Source organism: Pelagibius sp., assembly GCF_965249265.1.
GTDB lineage: Bacteria > Pseudomonadota > Alphaproteobacteria > Kiloniellales > Kiloniellaceae > Pelagibius.
The window spans coordinates 3,993,453-4,008,417 of sequence record NZ_OZ252224.1; the positions used below are offsets into that span (position 1 = coordinate 3,993,453).

Sequence of the window (14,965 nt, forward strand, 5' to 3'; positions counted from 1 at the left end):
GCGAGCCTAGAGCAGATCCGGGTTTGATGGAATCAATCCCTGGCGTCTCATCCGGGCAATCCGGGAAGCTGCAAGACACCGCCGCCTTGACAGCTCCGCGCAAGAACTGCAATAAACCGCCCATGAGCCAAGTCTTCCGCAGCGCTGCCAAACTGAAAAAGTCCTCCTCACCGGGGGCCGGGATTCGTTGCGCGCTTTAGGAAGTGGACCATAACGACCCGATTGAACCCCGCCGGTTTCGACGGGGTTTTTTGTTGCTCCGTCTGCGGCCCGCAAGGAGAGAGACAACATGGACAACAACCCGGCGAGACTGAGCGGTCTCTGGCTGCCGCTGATCACCCCCTTTAATGACGGCGCCTTGGACGAGGTTTCCCTGCGCCGACTGCTGCGACACTACGCGGCCGAGCCCATCGACGGCCTGATCCTGGCTGCGACATCGGGGGAGGGCCTGGCCCTGGATGAATCGGAGACGGAGCGTCTCGTTTCGATCACCGCGGAAGAACTTGGTGACAGGCGCGAGAGCCTGCCGGTCTATCTCGGGCTCTCCGGCAGTGCTACCCGCAAAGTCGCCCAGATGCTGCAGCGCACGGACGGCTGGCCCCTCGACGGCTACCTGATCGCCTGCCCCTCTTACATCAGGCCGAGTCAGGAAGGCCTGCTCCAGCACTTTACCGCCTTAGCCGGGGCGACGGCGCGGCCGATCCTCATCTACAACATTCCCTATCGCACGGGGGTAAATCTGGAGAACGCGGCCATGCTGCGTTTGGCCGCATTTTCCAACATCGTCGGGCTCAAGGACTGCTCGGCCAATCCCGCCCAGTCCTTCGACCTGCTGCGCCGCCGGCCGAAAGACTTTGCGGTCCTGACTGGCGAGGACGCCCTCTTCTACAGCGCCCTGGCCCAGGGGGCCGACGGCGGCATCACCATGTCCGCGCATATCGAACCCCGTGCCTTCGCCGATGTTCGCAACAAGCTGCGCGCCGGCGATCAGGCCGCCGCGCTCTCGGACTGGTACGGGCTTTCGCATTTACCGGAGTTGCTCTTCGCCGAACCGAGCCCGGCGCCGGTAAAGCACTGGCTCTGGCGTATGGGCCTGATCGACAGCCCGGAACTTCGCTTGCCGATGACCGGCATCAGCGAAGCCCTGGCACAGCGGATCGACCGGACAATCGAAACGCGCGCCCTGGCGAAAACAGCCTAGACCGGAGTCTTCAGGCCTTCAGTGCCAGGTCCAGATCCTCGATCAGGTCGGCAGGGTCTTCCAGGCCGACCGAGAGCCGCAGCAGACCATCGCCGATACCCAGTTCGGCACGTTCCTCGATCGAGAGGCGCTGATGGGTCGTGGTCGCCGGATGGGTGACGAGGCTTTTGGAATCGCCCAGATTATTAGAGATGTCGATCACCTCCAGGGCGTTCAACAGGCGGAAAGCCCGGGCCTTGCCGCCCTCGACCTCGAAGGCCACCAGACTGCTGCCGCCCTTCATCTGGGTCTTGGCCAGGGCTGCCTGGGGATGGCTGTCGAGACCGGGATAGAGCACCCGGGTGACGCCGGACTGTTGTTCCAGGAACTGTGCCACGGCCAGCGCATTGGCGCAGTGGCGCTCGACCCGCAGATCCAGCGTCTCCAGGCCCTTCAGCATGACCCAGGCATTGAAGGGGCTCATGGAAGGGCCGGTATGGCGGTAGAGCATCTGCAGATGATCGGTGATAAAGGCCTGGCTGGAGAGGATCGCCCCGCCCAGGGTACGGCCCTGGCCGTCAATGTGCTTGGTGGCGGAATAGACCACCACGTCGGCGCCGAAGTCGAGCGGCCGCTGCAGCATCGGCGTGGCAAAGACGTTATCGACCACCACGGTGGCGCCGGCGGCGTGGGCCAGATCGCTCACCGCTTTCAGGTCGATGATCTCCAGCGTCGGATTGGAGGGAGTCTCCAGAAATACGCAATTGGCTCCCGGCTTCAACGCCGCTTCCCAGGCATCCAGATCGGTGCCGTCGACCAACTGGGTTTCGATGCCGTAGCGCGGCAACATCTCGGCAACGATGTAGTGGCAGGAGCCGAACAGCGCGCGGGAGGCGACCACCCGGTCGCCCGCCTTCAACTGGCAGAGCAGGGCGGCGAAGACGGCGCTCATGCCGCTGGCGGTGGCGCGGCAGGCTTCCGCGCCTTCGAGCAGGCGCAGCCGCTCCTCGAACATCGACACCGTCGGATTGGCGTAGCGGGAATAGACGAAACGATCCTTGTCGCCCTTAAAGGCCGCCTCGGCCTCTTCGGCGGAGGCATAGACATAGCCGGAGGTCAGGTAGAGCGCTTCACTGGTTTCATCGAAGCCACTGCGGGACTGACCGCCGCGCACCAGTTCGGTTTGCGGGCGCCAGCGCCGCGTCGTGTTTGAATCCTTGGGCACTTTCATCTTCCTGTTCTTGCAGTCGGCGCGGCTATCGTCTCGTTCTAGCCCTGAGCCCAGGGCAGGCCGGCGACCTTCCAGCCCCCGACGGAACCACGATGGAGATCGCCGTTCCGATCCCCCTCAAAACCCTCAGCCACATTGTAACAGGGCCCGAAGCCCGCAGCGGTGAGCGCCATGGCGGCGGAGCGCGACCGCGCACCGGAGCGGCAGATCAGCAACACCGGCTGGTCCTTGGCGACGCCACGGGCAGCGACTTCTCCAGCGAAATCGGCATTCATGTCCATGCCCGGGAAAACCTGCCAGGAAACGCAGATCGTCTCCTTGCTCAGACCGTCAAGCCGCGGCAGGCCCACGAAGTTCCACTCCGGCATCGTACGCACGTCGACCAGAACCGCTTTCGGGTCTTCCTTCAACAAGGACCAAGCCTCGGCAGGGCTCAGATCACCAGCATAGCCTTCTTGCATTTCGCCTCTCCCAAGTCAGCATCATAGGCACGACAGGCAAAGCCTCCTCTCACGGCAGCACCTGCGGGCCCTTTCGGGGCAGCGGAGTTTAGGCGTCCCGGCCGCAGACGCAACAGCCTTTCTGGTGTTTTGCTAACTAACGACCGAATAGTCGGCGGCAGAAAGCAGGGTGGTGGGGTGCAGGCGGAAGCCCTTAACCTTCTTGGAAACCACCGTCACCACGGAGAGCCAGGACGGTTGGACCATAGGACCAATATCCTGAATACGCTGTTCGAGACGGCGTAGAACCTCCCGCCGCCGCTCCACATCCAACATCGCCTCCGCCTCCAGAATCAGCGTATCCACCTCGGCATCGGAAAAGCCGGTGCTGTTCCAGGGCACGTTGGAGCGCAGCGTGAGCCCTGGGAGCATGAAGCCCAAGGGCCGGGGCGCCCACTCCACGAAGGCCAGCGGCGCCTCGTTCCAGACCTCCCAGAAGCGGGCCGCCGGCATCAAGTCGATGGTCGCGCGGATGTCCGCTTCGCGGTATTGCTCGACCATGGCCTGCACGGCAGCAAGCTCCCAGCCCGGCCAGTTCTTGCAGGTGATCTCTATATCGATACCGTTGGGATAGCCGGCTTCAGCCAAGAGGCGGCGGGCCTGATCGGGATCGGGCTCAAAAGCCGGCAGGGCGGCATAATCGGGGTGCGCCGGAGAGACGAGATGATGTTCCGCCGGTGAACCGAAACCCCGCAGGGCCAGCTCGGTCACCGCCGCCGTATCAATCGCCAGACGCATGGCCCGGCGCACGCGGACGTCATCGAAGGGCGCCTGGTTCACCTTCATCTGCAGCATGGCGGTTGCCGAGGTCGCTGTGCGATGCACCGTGAAATCCGTGTGTGCCGCAAGACTCTCGGCCACTGAATAGTCGCAGCGGTCCAGACCGTCGACCTGCCCGGAAAGGAGAGCCGCGGTCGCCGCCGCCGGGTCATCGCCGAGATCGACAAAGGCAAGTTCGTCGATGCACGCGCGGCTGCCGTCCGCCTTCTCGACCGCGCTCAACAAGGCGCCTTCGCCGACCGCAAACTCCCGCAGCGTAAATGGGCCGGTGCCGTTGGCGCCAACGCCGAAGCGACCGTCGTCTTCCGGATCCAGCATCACATTGGTGTAGTGAAAAAGGTGCTCCGGTACGGCGACCTGCGGGCGCTTCAGATTAAGCCTGACATGGAAGTCATCGATCTTTTCAATGGCCGCGGCATCCCATAAAGCCGGTCCATCGGAAACCAAGGCCGGGTTATCCTGCAGCAGATAAGACTGCATCAGGCCCAGCGTCGAAGATCCGGTGGCGGGATCGAGCAGATGGCGCAAATTCCAGATCACATCGTCGGCAGTGAAGCGCCGGCCATTGTGCCAGTTGACATCCTGGCGCAGAAACAGATCCCAGGAGCGCAGGTCCGGCGAGGCGCGCCAGGATGACAACAGATGGGGACGGGTCACGTTGTCGAAGCCGGTCCAGGTTAAGGGCTGACAAACCTGTTGGACCAGATTGGCGGGTTGCAGCCAGCTCAGGGCATGGGGGGAATCAATCGGCTGGATCCGCATGCCGAAGCTTAACCGCCCGCCTGCAGGACCTTTACCGGAGGTTGTCGCGGCAGCGGCTTCGCCACCGGAGAGACCTGCCATGTCGTAAGCAAGCGGCGCCGCAACGCCCAACAAGGCCGCCGCGCGCAAGAAGGAACGCCGGCTTATCGCCCCCTCTGAAAGCCGGCGTCTCAGCCGTACAAGCAGCGGATTCCCTTGGTTTTCATCCATTGCCGATCCTCGGCAAAGGGTCGCCAACAGCGACCGTTCCGACCAGGCTGCAATTGACGCAACCGCCCCTGTTGAGAGGATAGTGCGACCCCGGGAAATGTCTACCGACCGATCTCAGCCGCCGGGGGGTGGCAAAGGGGGCTTCGGCTTGTTCGGATCAGGCGAGGGCGAAGACCCGCCGGCCCGGGATTCGTCGGGCCTAGATTCGTTGGGCGTGGATTCGTTGGGCGAGGGGTCGGCGAAATGCACGACCCGCTGCGGGAAGGGAATCTCGATCCCGGCTTCGCGGAACAAACGATCGATCTCAAAGCGCAAGTCACTGGCGATGATAATGCGATAGCTGACTTCGTTGGTGAAGCAGCGCAGTTCGAAGTCCAGGCTGCTCGCCCCGAAATCCATGAACACGACAAAAGGTTCAGGTGACGTGAGCACCCTCTCGTGACGCCCTGCGCAGCCGAGCAGGATCTCCCTCACCTTCTCGACATCGGACCCGTAGGCGACGCCGACCGCTACTTCGATGCGGCCGTAGTGATCTTTGTGGGTCCAGTTGACCACAGCCGTCGAGATGAAGTCCGAATTGGGAATGATGACCGACGCCCGCTGAAAGGTCTGCAGCTCTGTGGAACGCACGGTTATCTGTTTTACGAAGCCTTCGTTCGCTCCGACGATCACCCAATCCCCCACTTTGATCGGACGTTCGATCAGAAGGATGATGCCGGAGACGAAGTTGCTGACGATGGTCTGCAGGCCAAAACCGATACCCACGGAGAGCGCACCGGCGATAAGCGCAATGTTTGAAAGATCGATACCCAGGGCGGAAATACCGAAGACTGCGGCGAGGATGATACCGACGTAGCCAAAGCCGGCGGAAAGGGAGTGCTGAACACCGGAATCAAATCCGGTTTCCGGCAGCACCTTGGTCCGCAAAAAACGTTGGCTGAGCCGGGTGACGAGCAGGATCACGGCGAAGACGATGATGGCCGCCAGCACATCGGTGAAGGCGATGGTCACGCCGCCGATGGTAAAGCCGGTGAGCAACCGGCGCGCCTCGCCCCAAAACTCACCAAAGGGCGACAGCCATATGGCGGCAATCAGGAATGCGCCGGCGACGGCGAAGGCTGCGTCCAGCAGGGTGCGCAGCCAGAACTTGATCCGCCTGCGGGCAACATGGCGGATCTCCAGGTTGTCACGCATGAACCCGGAGCGCAGCGAGATACCGATGAGCTCCCGCCCAAGGCCGCGCAGAATGACGACACCGCCCAGGCTGATCGCAGAGAGAACTAAATTCGTCAGTAGAAAGTCACCGAAGTCCACATAACCGATCAGCGACACCAGAACGCTGGCCACCGCCAGCGCCATCACCAGGCGGCGCACCAGGCGCCAGAACCCTGATTGAATGAACATCTTGGGTTCGGGGGCCGGCGCCCCTTCTTCATCAGCCTGTTCCGCGGCCATGAGCCAGCGACTGCGACGCGCCGTATCAATGAGCACCAGCGCCGGCAGGGTATTCAGCGCAAAGGTCGCCATCGAGAAGTAGATGTCCGTCACGCCGATCTGGCTGTGCGCCTCGGTCATGAAAATCCCGATGGCGAGGAGGGCGGCCAGCAGCGTAAACCGGCGGCCCAGTATGCGGGCATTGTCCGGCGAAACCGACAGCAGGCGCCACTGCGGCATGTCCGGCGAAAGCACTGCATAGGGCAAGGCCCAGGCCAGGGAGAAGAACACCATCACCGCGAAAAACAACGGCACCAGCGCCCAGAACAGGCTGTGGTCCGACGACCTGCCGGAGAGTGCGAGATAGAGCAGACCACCGAAAACCAGCGCCGGTATAATCCCGCGTGCCACCGCGTTGGCGATGGCGGCGATCAGCCGGCGGCCGTAGCTCGGATCTGAGAGAGCGGGATCGCGGTCATAGCGTTTGAGCAGCCAGCGCCGCAGCAACCAACCGATAACCAGAGCCAGACCGAGGATGAATGCAATGCGAGCGGGAACCGCGTTCTGGCGCTCTTGTTTTTCCAGACTCAGCCACCAGACCACCGGCGAGCGGCCGATCTTCTGAATGACCACCACGAATTCGGGAACACCACGAACCCATGTGTCCGGCGCCCAAGGGAAAGGATAAACCTGGAACAGGGCGTCGAAGCGTTTCTTCTGAGAAAGGGAGCCGATCAGACGGTCCAGCTCGTCGGCGCGTACAATAGCCAGATTCGCCTGTGCGACGCGGGCTCTGAGCCCCTTCAGCTCCTCATCAAGGGCTTGGCGCTGGCTCGCGACTTCCTCGGCCTCGGCCAGTTCCTCGCCCTCGGGGGCCGGTCCGAGAACGTCCAGGCGCCGCTCTATACCATCGACTTTTTCCTGTGCCAGATTCCTGATCTCAGTGGCTTCACGACGGACCCGTGCGGTCAGGTCGAGAAACCTGCGGGCGCTCTCAGCGGTGGTATCCGCACGGCGCAGTTCCTGCTCTATGAGATCGAGCGTTCGGGTCCACTGATCGACAAGCACCGACGACGTGTCGGCCTTGGTCGTGGTCTGGGCAAAGGCCGCCGTCGGTACGCCCAGGCCCAGACAAACCGAGAAGAAGAACAGAACTGCGAAAGCGGCCGGAAAGCGCAACGTCGTCACCTCATCCGGCAGAGGCCGGTCCGCGAACGCTAGCATGGCGCGGGCTGCCGTTGGAAGCGGGGCGCGGCGGAGGAGGCGCGTCAAATACAGGCCGTCAGGGATAGTCGCAGCGATCCGCCGTAACGCTCAGGAATCCGCGTGCGCCCGGCAAAACCGTGAAACGGTACTCGTTGCTGCCGACAACCACCGAATGATGCAACGGCAAGCTTCCTTCCGCCGTCACCGACTTGCCCCCCAAAGCCGTAAAGGAAACCGATATCGGCTGATTGGGGTCGAACCAGGCTTCGATGTTGCCGTTTGCATCGCGCGCCGCTGTTCCGTTGCCGGTCACCGTGATGCTGCGGTCGGCGAAACTGACCGCATCGTTGGCGCCTTTTTGCAGCGAGGTGGTGACGATAAAGCGCTTGGTCTCCGGTTGATCGTCGCAGGTCCGCGGTTTCTCCGCCGCCGAGATCAGGAACGCCAGGCGCTCTTCATCGGCGCCGGCGCTGAGCTTTTGCTGAACCATGCTCATCAGCTCGCGCACGAAGCCGGTCGGCACCTCTTTTTCGTAGCGGGCCTGCCAGGCAGTGATGGATTCCTTGGACTTTGCGAGTTCCGCTGCCAAGGCGGCAGACTGGCGTTCCAGCCCCGACACTTCTTCGCTCAACTCCGCGATCCGCTGTTCCGCCTTGGTCACGTCACGGGCGGCAAGCTGGGCGCCGATGCGATAGGAATAGGCTCCGGCAGCGACAATCGCAGCCAAAGCCAGAGACCACTTGGTCACGCCCCACCAGAATCGCCGACGGCGGCGCTGGCGATTTTCATGCAAGCCCAAAGACATACCGGTTAACGCTCTCGTTCTTCCTGGTTCCCAACCTCAAAGTCAGTCCCACAAAGCGAATTCCAATCAGGCGGCGCGGAACCGGCTCAAGACTGTCGGAGGCCGGATCTAACCGATTGAAATCGCGCTGTCTTTGATCGAGACGGGCGCATCTTCTACCATTGTGACCCAGTGCGATCAAGCCGACAAGCCGGACAAACCCTAGCTTATAGGCGATCCGGGGGCGTTAACGAAAGATTGCCGCCTCGCCTTGTAGAATGACAAAAATGAGTCAGAACGCCTCGCGGTTTTTGAACCCAGCAAGCGATCCGAATGAGCGGTTCTTCGAAAGATCTTCGCAGTGATCTGCTGCGACAATTGAGCGCCCTGCGCGGGCGGATCGATCAGCGCGTCCTCGATCATTTTCTGACCAAGGTCGATGGCTGGGAACCTTATGATCGTGAATCCGCCGGCGAGGCCGTGCGCCAGTTTCTGGCGACCCGTCAGGACGGCGGTAAGTTCCAGGACCGACTGCGCGGCGAGATGGCGAAGAAGAAAGACAACGACTGATCCAGGGCGCTAGACTGCGGCATCGTCCCTTTCCGTCCCGGCGTTGGACCGCTGCCCATGTCCTTTGATCTCTGGCTCGCTTTCACTCTGGCCGCGGCGCTTCTGATCGCCATCCCCGGTCCCACCAATCTGCTGGTCGTCGCCTACACCCTGCAGCAGGGCAAGCGCGCCGGGCTGGCAACAGTCTTCGGAGTTCTGCCGGGGATCGCAACCAGCATGGCGCTTTCCTTCGCCGGTCTGGGTGCCGTGCTGGCAGCTTCTGCAGAAGCTTTCCTGGTGATGAAGTGGATCGGGGCGGCCTATCTGATTTATCTCGGTATCCGTCAGTGGCGTGCGCCGGTTGCGGATTCCGGTCTGGCATCCGGCGTTATGGCATCGACGAAGCGGCGTATGCTGCGGGAAGCCTTTCTGGTCACGTTGCTGAACCCGAAAGGCATCATTTTCTTCTCCGCCTTCTTTCCGCAGTTCCTCAACACCGGCGAAGCTGTCGCGCCGCAGATGGCAATATTGGGGGCGACCTTCCTGCTGCTCGTTCTGCCGATCAACACGGGTTATGCCTTGACGGCCGAGATCCTGCGCAAGCGCCTGTCCCGCGCCGACTGGCGCCGCGCGCTCAATCGAGCAGGCGGCGCCCTTCTGGTCGGCGCAGGTTTGCTCACCCTCTCTTTGCGGCGGTCTTAGAAACAGGCAGCCAAGCTGCGCGGTCACGCAGCCGTCAGATCTTCTCCGCTCAAAAAGCGCCGCTCGGCCGCAAAGAGTGCTTTCAAGGCATCGGCAATCGCGCGGACCGCTGGCTCGCGCAGCATGTCGCGATGGCTCAGGAGGTGCTGACGTTTGCCGAGGCCATCGATCGGCGGGGTCAGGCGTTCCAGGCGCGGATCGCTGTCGGCCAGGCAACAGGGCACGACAGCCAGACCGACCCCCTCGGCCAGAGCCTCAAGCACCACATCCATGTCGGTGCTGCGCAGGCGCGGCGGGCGTGAAAGGCGGCTGTCCAGCCACTTTTTCTGCATCGGAAAGAACAAACGGTCCTCGCTGAAGCCAATCCAGTCGCAGGCGTCATAGCGCGCCTCGCTGCGGGCGGCCGGCTGACGGGCAATCAGTTCCCGCGCGCCATAGACCGCGTAGCCGACGTCGCCCAGGCGTGTGACGATCAGGCTGGCCCCCTCCGGCAGGCATTCGCGGATCTGCAGGTCGGCTTCGCGGCGCCAGAGGTTCACGTCCGCATGAGCCGGCAGAAGTTCGATCTCGACCCCGGGCGCCGCCGCGAACAGCCGATCCATCCGGCGGCTGAGGTAGCGCGACACCGTCTCCATGGCCGAGATCCGCACCGTGCCGCTGGCACTTTCCGGCAGCGCCGGGCGCAGACGGGCAACCGCATCCGCCGCCTTGGCCATCTCCGCCACCAGGGGGATCATCTGCCGGCCCGCCGGGGTCGGGGCCAAACCGCTCGGCAGCCGTTCGAAGAGGCGCGCGCCCAGCATGTCTTCCAGCGCCCGTATGCGGCGGCTGGCTTTTGGCTGGCTGATCCCCAGATGCCGCGCGGCTGCCGAAAGGCTCATGCTGTCGGCGGCGGCATTGAGCACCCGCAGGTCGTCCCAGTTCATCTCCGCCAGCACATTGTGTTTCATCGCCGTTCCTCCGGTCTCCGCGCTCCATTCATCAGAGCATGACAGATATACAATAAATCCATCTTCCATGCACCAATGATATAACCCACAATGCCGCCGGTGCAGACGTTCCGGCCTGGACATTCCCTGACCAACCGCTCGAAATCCGGAGGAAGGCGCCTCTTGTCGCGCGATCTCGCAAAGGCCATGACCTGGGTGACCCTGGGGGCCTTTCTCTTTGCCTTTATGTTCATGCTGCCGAAGCTGACCTCGGCGGCGGTGACACCGCCTCAGGTCGCCTTCCTGCGCTATCTCGCGGGCTTCATGATCATCCTGCCGTTCTTCCTGCAGGCCCACGGCGCCCGCGGTGCATTACCGGAATTGATCGGCCCCCGGCGCCGACGCCTTAACAAGTTGCATGGCCTGCGGGCCTGCTTTGGTATTGCGAGCGTCTGTTTCGGTACCTATGCGGTGACGCATATCCCCCTGGCCAACGCCCAGGCGATCGCCATGACCAATGGCGTCTTCGCGGTCATCCTTTCGGCGCTTTTCTTGAAAGAGCGACTGACCATCGCAGACGCGACGGCCGGGATCATCTGCCTGACCGGCGCCATCGTCGTGGCCGAACCTGATATCAGTGCTGCCGGTTGGATTTCGCTGGGCGCCGCCGCCGCCCTCGTCCAGGCCTTCGCCTGGGGGGCCGAGGTGGTGCTGCTGCGCTTCACTGCGGTGAACGACACAACCCAGCGCACCCTCACTTTGGTCAATGGCAGCGCCAGCCTGTTGCTGCTGTTCCTTACCGCCTCCTGGTGGGATCAGTTACCGGCAGGCGACATCGCGATCCTGCTCGCCATGGGCCCGGTCGCGATCATCGGCCAGTACTGCAACATCCGTGGCTTTCGCCTGGCCGCCGCCAGCGAACTGGTGCCGATCAAGTACAGCGGCGTGGTCTTCGCAGCGCTTCTCGGTATCTTCTTTTTCGATGAGTGGCCCAGTCTGGCCGCCGTGCTCGGCGCCGTGATGATCTGCGGCGGCGCCGGATACCTCGCGGTGGCCAAAGCGCGCTAGTAGCTGTTCTGCCTTCAACCTTCGATTTTCGGCTTCGAAGAGTCCTCAAACCACCGGGCCAGGAACTCTTCATCGACATTGCCGGCCGCCAGATCGAGAATGACTTGAACAACCGCTGTCTCTTCCGGCTCAAAGTCATAACCGTTCAGACTGAGGAAAACGGCACCAGCCAGAATACCGCTGCGTTTGTTGCCATCGATAAATGGGTGGTTGCGGATGATGCCGAAGCAGTAGTCGGCCGCCAGCGCGAAGGGAGAGACTTCGTCCTCGTAACCGGCCCGGTTCCGCGGGCGGGCCAGCGCGCTTTCCAGCAGGCCCTGATCGCGCACCCCGTCGCTACCGCCGAAGCGGGCAATGGACTCACGGTGAAAGGCCATCACCATGGCGAGGGTCAACCAACGGCGGTTCATTACTCAGCCAGCTTCTTCATGGCATTGGGGTACCTCCGGACAAAATCGCCGGCGGCTTCCAAAGCCTCTGCAAAGTCGGGGTCATAGGGTGTGAGTTCGATACCGTCGCGAGTTTGCACGACGTAGAGGCTATCCCCCTCCTTGAGACCCATTGCCCGCACGTGCTCTGAGAGCGTCACGCCAAGAGAGTTTCCGATCTTGCGGATTTTCACGGGTTCGGACATCGATCCGGCTCCTTCGCTGACCCAGGGAACAGCTGCAAGATACACCATATAATTATACAATTGTATAATTATATGGTCGTCGATCGCTAGCTCAGCAACAGGGAATCGCTGTCCAATTCTTCGCCACGCACCTTGGCGAAGAGGGCCATGAGATCGCCGACCTCAAGACGGGATCTTTCCTCACCCGCCACATCCAGCACCACCTTGCCCTCATGCAGCATGAAGCTGCGGGTACCAAGCGAGAGCGCCTGGCGCATTGAGTGGGTGACCATCAGGGTGGTGAGTTTTTCGGCCTCCACCAGCTCGCGGGTGAGGTCCAGCACAAAGGCCTGCATGCGCGGATCCAGAGCCGCGGTGTGTTCGTCGAGCAGCAGGATCTTGGTCGGCCGCAGGGTCGCCATCACCAGACTGACCGCCTGGCGCTGCCCGCCGGACAGCAGGCCCATGCGGTCGCCGAGACGGTTTTCCAGATTGAGTCCGAGGCGGGAGATCTTGCTGCGAAACTCCTCACGGCGGGCGGCGGTCAGGGCCTTGTCCAACCCGCGGCGGGTGCCTCTTGCGGCGGCGAGGGCGAGGTTTTCTTCGATGGTCAGGCCTTCGCAGGTACCGGCCAAGGGGTCCTGGAAAACGCGGGCCACCAGGGCGGCGCGGCGCGGCGCCGGCCAGCTGCTGACATCGGTACCATCGATGACGATGCGCCCGGCGGTCGGCGCGACATCACCGGTCAGGCAATTCAGCAGGGTCGACTTGCCGGCACCGTTGGAGCCGATGACGGTCACAAACTCCCCGGCAGCAACCTCGGCGGAGAGACCCTGCAGGGCACGGGTTTCCATGACCGTGCCGGCGCTGAAGGTAACCCGTAGATCCTCTACCCGGATCATGCGTCGCCTCCCCGCCTGAACAGGCTTTTGAAAGGGTTGCGCGCACCCGGCAGGATTAGCGCCAGCGCCACCAGGATGGCGGTCACGAGGTTCAGGTCGGCCGCCTTCAACCCCAAGGCATCAGCGTTGAGTGCCAGAGCAATGGCCATGCGGTAGAGGATGGAGCCGACGACGCAGGCGACCACGGCAATCACCACACCGCGCGCGCGGAAGATCGCCTCTCCGGCAATCACGGCGGCCAGGCCGACAACGATGGTGCCGGTGCCAATGGTCACGTCGGCGAAACCGTTCATCTGCGCAAAGAGCGCGCCGCCGAGCGCCACCATCGCATTGGAGAGCGCCATACCGACGGCGGTCACCTTCGCCGTGGCGATACCCTGCGCCCGGGCCATACGGGGGTTGGCGCCGGTGGCGCGCATGCCAAGGCCGTAGTTGGTGGTCAGGAACCAGGCCGCCAGCCCGGCGACCGCGAGCACCACGACAAGGCCAACAAGAGGCTTCAAGTAGAGGCCCGAGAGCCCGAGACCCTCGAAAGGAGTCAGTACCGTCGGCTCGGTGATCAGCGCAATGTTGGGCCGCCCCATGATGCGCAGGTTGATCGAATAGAGCGCGATCATGGTGAGGATCGAGGCAAGCAGATGAAGGATGCCGAAGCGCAAATTCAGAACCGCCGTCACCAGACCGGCAAGCGCCCCGGCGACGACCGCAAAAAGCGTCGCCAGGTACGGATCGACGCCGGAGACGATGAGGGCCGCAGCGACGGCAGCGCCCAGGGGAAAGCTGCCGTCCACCGTCAGGTCCGGAAAGTTCAGGATGCGGAAGGAGAAATAGATCCCCAGGGCGACCAGCGCATAGACAAGGCCGATTTCGATCGCCCCGAGGAAGGAAACGAGATTCATAAGCTTTGCAGGCCCGTTTGCGGCGGCACGGTCCTTGGGCGTCTTTCGTTCAGATGGTCTTAGCGCACGACCTCTTTGGCTTGTTGGATCAGCGCGTCTGGAATGGTGACGCCCATCTTCTCCGCCATGCCGGGATTCACATAAAGCTCGGTGATGTCGACACCCTCAACCGCGATGTCGCCGGGTGCCTCGCCCTTCAGGATGCGCAGGACCATCTTCCCGGTCTGGCGGCCGACGTCGTAGTAGTTGAAGCCGAGGGCGGCAATGGCGCCGCGCGCGACCGAGTCCGTATCGCCGGCATAAACCGGTAGCCTGTTGTCGATGCCGACTTTCACCACGGCCTCGAAGGCCGAAATGATGGTGTTGTCGGTCGGTACATAGATGACGTCCGCCTTGCCGACCAGACTCTGCGCCGCCCCCAGCACCTCGGAGGTCTTAGTAGCCGGTCCCTCGACCACGGTAAGGCCGCGCCCTGGCGCCTCCTGCTTCACCAGTTCCAGCAGGCTGAGCGAGTTGGCCTCACCGGGATTGAACATCACGCCGAGGGTCTTGGCCTCCGGCGTGATTTGCTTGATGAGATCGAGGTGTTTGCCGATCGGCGAGAGATCGGACATGCCGGTCACATTACCGCCCGGCTTCATCGGATCGCCGACCAGCTTGGCACCGACCGGGTCGGTCACCGCCGAAAAGACGATCGGAATGTCCTGGGTCGCCGAAGCGACGGCCTGCGCCGAGGGAGTGGAGATCGGCACGATGACATCGGGCGACTCGCCGACGAACTTGCGGGCGATCTGCGCGGCGGTGGCCGGGTTGCCCTGGGCGCTCTCATAGAGGAAGCGCAGGTTCTGGCCTTCCACATAACCGCCGGCAGCCAGTTCGTCACGCACCCCGTCGCGCGCCGCATCCAAGGCCGGATGTTCGACGATGGCGGTGGTGGCCACGGTGACGTCGGCCGCCTGGGCCGCGCCGGCGATCAGTGCTGCAACGGCGAAGGATGAAAAAAGCTGTCCGACACGCATGACGATCTCGCTCCCGTTCCGCATATTCAAGACGTTTCTGAAGTTGCCTATTGGCTTAGCACGCGCCCCCGCGGCAGTCCAAGACCCAAGCTGTTTCAGTCATGCAACAGATGTGACGGAAGGTTGCCCGAACGGCCGGTATCGGACTACACTCGCGGCGTCACTTCATCCCTAAATCCGTCCACGAATAAGCTCCC

The 14,965-nt window shown here is 62.9% G+C and carries 15 protein-coding genes; 4 read left to right on the plus strand and 11 right to left on the minus strand.

Annotation, left to right across the window (positions count from 1 at the left end; translation table 11 throughout):
• The first annotated feature begins 289 nt into the window (after nucleotides 1-289).
• Nucleotides 290-1,201 carry a 4-hydroxy-tetrahydrodipicolinate synthase gene (gene dapA / locus ACP146_RS18835; RefSeq protein WP_422368294.1) on the plus strand — a complete coding sequence of 304 codons (912 nt, stop codon included), beginning with the start codon at nucleotides 290-292 and terminating at the stop codon, nucleotides 1,199-1,201.
• Nucleotides 1,202-1,211: 10 nt separating this feature from the next.
• On the opposite strand, the gene ACP146_RS18840 is transcribed toward dapA, so the two are convergent.
• From ACP146_RS18840 to ACP146_RS18860, 5 genes are all read right to left on the minus strand, one after another.
• A complete protein-coding gene (locus ACP146_RS18840; protein ID WP_422368295.1) occupies nucleotides 1,212-2,411 on the minus strand; it encodes an O-succinylhomoserine sulfhydrylase in 1,200 nt (399 codons plus the stop codon).
• A gap of 38 nt (nucleotides 2,412-2,449) precedes the next feature.
• A complete protein-coding gene (locus ACP146_RS18845) occupies nucleotides 2,450-2,872 on the minus strand; it encodes a rhodanese-like domain-containing protein (RefSeq protein WP_422368296.1) in 423 nt (140 codons plus the stop codon).
• Nucleotides 2,873-3,004: 132 nt separating this feature from the next.
• A complete protein-coding gene (locus ACP146_RS18850) occupies nucleotides 3,005-4,663 on the minus strand; it encodes an ABC transporter substrate-binding protein (RefSeq protein ID WP_422368297.1) in 1,659 nt (552 codons plus the stop codon).
• 114 nt (nucleotides 4,664-4,777) lie between these two features.
• Entirely contained in the window at nucleotides 4,778-7,321 is a 2,544-nt protein-coding gene (locus ACP146_RS18855; protein ID WP_422368298.1) for a mechanosensitive ion channel domain-containing protein, read from the minus strand.
• Nucleotides 7,322-7,379: 58 nt separating this feature from the next.
• Nucleotides 7,380-8,108: a hypothetical protein gene (locus ACP146_RS18860; protein WP_422368299.1), complete on the minus strand. Its 729-nt coding sequence runs from the start codon at nucleotides 8,106-8,108 to the stop codon at nucleotides 7,380-7,382.
• Between the two features lie 312 nt (nucleotides 8,109-8,420).
• On the opposite strand from ACP146_RS18860, the gene ACP146_RS18865 reads away from it, so the two are divergent.
• Both ACP146_RS18865 and ACP146_RS18870 read left to right on the plus strand, forming a co-directional pair.
• Nucleotides 8,421-8,657 carry a hypothetical protein gene (locus tag ACP146_RS18865; protein ID WP_422368300.1) on the plus strand — a complete coding sequence of 79 codons (237 nt, stop codon included), beginning with the start codon at nucleotides 8,421-8,423 and terminating at the stop codon, nucleotides 8,655-8,657.
• A 57-nt stretch (nucleotides 8,658-8,714) separates the two neighbouring features.
• Complete coding sequence (locus ACP146_RS18870; protein WP_422368301.1) at nucleotides 8,715-9,338, plus strand: LysE family translocator; 624 nt, start codon at nucleotides 8,715-8,717, stop codon at nucleotides 9,336-9,338.
• 23 nt (nucleotides 9,339-9,361) lie between these two features.
• On the opposite strand, the gene ACP146_RS18875 is transcribed toward ACP146_RS18870, so the two are convergent.
• Nucleotides 9,362-10,288 carry a LysR family transcriptional regulator gene (locus tag ACP146_RS18875; RefSeq protein WP_422368302.1) on the minus strand — a complete coding sequence of 309 codons (927 nt, stop codon included), beginning with the start codon at nucleotides 10,286-10,288 and terminating at the stop codon, nucleotides 9,362-9,364.
• Nucleotides 10,289-10,450: 162 nt separating this feature from the next.
• On the opposite strand from ACP146_RS18875, the gene ACP146_RS18880 reads away from it, so the two are divergent.
• Nucleotides 10,451-11,335 carry a DMT family transporter gene (locus tag ACP146_RS18880; protein WP_422368303.1) on the plus strand — a complete coding sequence of 295 codons (885 nt, stop codon included), beginning with the start codon at nucleotides 10,451-10,453 and terminating at the stop codon, nucleotides 11,333-11,335.
• Between the two features lie 14 nt (nucleotides 11,336-11,349).
• Here the strand turns inward: ACP146_RS18880 and ACP146_RS18885 are convergent, their stop codons facing one another.
• From ACP146_RS18885 to ACP146_RS18905, 5 genes are all read right to left on the minus strand, one after another.
• Nucleotides 11,350-11,745 (minus strand): type II toxin-antitoxin system death-on-curing family toxin, encoded by a 396-nt coding sequence (locus ACP146_RS18885; RefSeq protein ID WP_422368304.1) that lies wholly within the window; start codon nucleotides 11,743-11,745, stop codon nucleotides 11,350-11,352.
• Nucleotides 11,745-11,969 carry an AbrB/MazE/SpoVT family DNA-binding domain-containing protein gene (locus ACP146_RS18890; protein WP_422368305.1) on the minus strand — a complete coding sequence of 75 codons (225 nt, stop codon included), beginning with the start codon at nucleotides 11,967-11,969 and terminating at the stop codon, nucleotides 11,745-11,747. The genes ACP146_RS18885 and ACP146_RS18890 overlap by 1 nt, the downstream gene beginning before the upstream one ends.
• Before the next feature lie 86 nt (nucleotides 11,970-12,055).
• Nucleotides 12,056-12,850, minus strand: coding sequence for an ABC transporter ATP-binding protein (locus ACP146_RS18895; RefSeq protein WP_422368306.1), 795 nt, complete (start codon nucleotides 12,848-12,850; stop codon nucleotides 12,056-12,058).
• Nucleotides 12,847-13,749, minus strand: coding sequence for an ABC transporter permease (locus ACP146_RS18900; protein WP_422368307.1), 903 nt, complete (start codon nucleotides 13,747-13,749; stop codon nucleotides 12,847-12,849). Before ACP146_RS18900 ends, ACP146_RS18895 begins: the two co-directional genes overlap by 4 nt.
• Before the next feature lie 59 nt (nucleotides 13,750-13,808).
• Nucleotides 13,809-14,768: an ABC transporter substrate-binding protein gene (locus tag ACP146_RS18905; protein ID WP_422368308.1), complete on the minus strand. Its 960-nt coding sequence runs from the start codon at nucleotides 14,766-14,768 to the stop codon at nucleotides 13,809-13,811.
• Nucleotides 14,769-14,965 lie beyond the last annotated feature (197 nt).

Coding starts and splice junctions, on each gene's coding strand:
- dapA (WP_422368294.1), top strand. CDS start 290: ATGGACAACAACCCGGCGAGACTGAGCGGTCTCTGGCTGCCGCTGATC.
- ACP146_RS18840 (WP_422368295.1), bottom strand. CDS start 2,411: ATGAAAGTGCCCAAGGATTCAAACACGACGCGGCGCTGGCGCCCGCAA.
- ACP146_RS18845 (WP_422368296.1), bottom strand. CDS start 2,872: ATGCAAGAAGGCTATGCTGGTGATCTGAGCCCTGCCGAGGCTTGGTCC.
- ACP146_RS18850 (WP_422368297.1), bottom strand. CDS start 4,663: ATGGATGAAAACCAAGGGAATCCGCTGCTTGTACGGCTGAGACGCCGG.
- ACP146_RS18855 (WP_422368298.1), bottom strand. CDS start 7,321: ATGCTAGCGTTCGCGGACCGGCCTCTGCCGGATGAGGTGACGACGTTG.
- ACP146_RS18860 (WP_422368299.1), bottom strand. CDS start 8,108: ATGTCTTTGGGCTTGCATGAAAATCGCCAGCGCCGCCGTCGGCGATTC.
- ACP146_RS18865 (WP_422368300.1), top strand. CDS start 8,421: ATGAGCGGTTCTTCGAAAGATCTTCGCAGTGATCTGCTGCGACAATTG.
- ACP146_RS18870 (WP_422368301.1), top strand. CDS start 8,715: ATGTCCTTTGATCTCTGGCTCGCTTTCACTCTGGCCGCGGCGCTTCTG.
- ACP146_RS18875 (WP_422368302.1), bottom strand. CDS start 10,288: ATGAAACACAATGTGCTGGCGGAGATGAACTGGGACGACCTGCGGGTG.
- ACP146_RS18885 (WP_422368304.1), bottom strand. CDS start 11,745: ATGAACCGCCGTTGGTTGACCCTCGCCATGGTGATGGCCTTTCACCGT.
- ACP146_RS18890 (WP_422368305.1), bottom strand. CDS start 11,969: ATGTCCGAACCCGTGAAAATCCGCAAGATCGGAAACTCTCTTGGCGTG.
- ACP146_RS18895 (WP_422368306.1), bottom strand. CDS start 12,850: ATGATCCGGGTAGAGGATCTACGGGTTACCTTCAGCGCCGGCACGGTC.
- ACP146_RS18900 (WP_422368307.1), bottom strand. CDS start 13,749: ATGAATCTCGTTTCCTTCCTCGGGGCGATCGAAATCGGCCTTGTCTAT.
- ACP146_RS18905 (WP_422368308.1), bottom strand. CDS start 14,768: ATGCGTGTCGGACAGCTTTTTTCATCCTTCGCCGTTGCAGCACTGATC.